This is a genomic window from Bradyrhizobium oropedii (assembly GCF_020889685.1).
GTDB lineage: Bacteria > Pseudomonadota > Alphaproteobacteria > Rhizobiales > Xanthobacteraceae > Bradyrhizobium > Bradyrhizobium oropedii.
Genome location: NZ_JACMYO010000439.1, coordinates 1 through 1179 on the forward strand (window position 1 = coordinate 1; position 1179 = coordinate 1179).

General features: G+C 61.1%; 1 protein-coding gene. It reads left to right on the forward strand.

Annotated features, from left to right (window positions below):
• Nucleotides 1-1163 (forward strand): IS110 family RNA-guided transposase (locus H8A95_RS43145; protein WP_229188466.1); only part of this gene is annotated, 1163 nt, incomplete at its 5' end.
• Nucleotides 1164-1179: the final 16 nt, after the last annotated feature.

Below are 1179 nucleotides of genomic sequence, written 5' to 3' on the forward strand. Positions count from 1 at the left end.
CCTTGTACTGGAGAGCCCTGCTATCTTCGGTGTGTTCCGCAAGGAACGGCTCGATCCGGGTGGCCACCCGGATCGAGCCGGTCGATCGTCGGATCGTGCGCTCCTCAGTCTGGTGGACTGTTCCTGAGCAAGATCGCGATCGGCTCTTCATCCGGCCCGGATGGTTGAACGAACCCAGGGTTCGCGTAGCAAGGTTGGGACAGACGAAGATGACGAAGCATAGCACTGTTTGCGCCGGGATCGATATCGGCAAGCTTAAGCTCGATGTCGCATTGAACGGTTCCAAAGCTCGGCTCGAAGCCGACAATAATACAGCTGGGCACGATACGATCGTGGCCTGGCTGAAGCGCCACAAGGTCGACCGGATCGGAGTTGAGGCGACCGGCGGCTACGAGAAGAACCTCGTCCGAGTGCTTCGCAGGGCAGGATTTGTCGTCGTCGTGTTGCAGCCACTACAGGTCCGCGCCTACGCCCAGTTCCGCCTCAAGCTCGCCAAGAACGACAAAATCGACGCCGCTATGATCGCCGCCTGCGTTGCCTCGGTCGAAGAGCTCCACGACGCCCCGGATCCTCGTTTTGAAGCTTTCGCCGCAACGCAGACCCTGATCGACCAATTGAACGAGGACATTGTTCTCTACAAGACGCGGCTGGAGATGGCCCAGGACGAGACCAGCCGCGCATTCTGGAAGCAAGAAATTGCCAGCCGCAAGGCACACGTCCGCGATGCCCGCAAAGGGCTGCGCGAGGCGATGCGGCAGCATGCCGATCTCGCCGCCAAGCTGGATTTGATCGCAAGCGTTCAAGGTGTCGCCGAGAAGAGTGCCATCGCCGTATTGATCCGGATGCCGGAGATCGGAATGCTCTCGCGTGAGGCGGTCGCCGCGCTGGCCGGCCTCGCGCCCTATGACGACGATTCCGGCACCAGAAGCGGCCCGCGCCACATCAGGGGCGGCCGCACCCGGCTGCGAACCAGCCTCTATGCCGCGGCCTTCCCCGCAACCTTCCACTGGAATCCGCTCCTCAAGACTTTCTATGAACGTCTCCGCAACAAGGGCAAGACCCACAAAATGGCCCTCGTCGCTTGCGCACGGAAGCTCCTCATCTTCATCAATACCGTCGTCGCACGCGGCACTCCATGGCTTCCGATAGCTGCCGCCAACTAACGGTTGCTCAGGATGA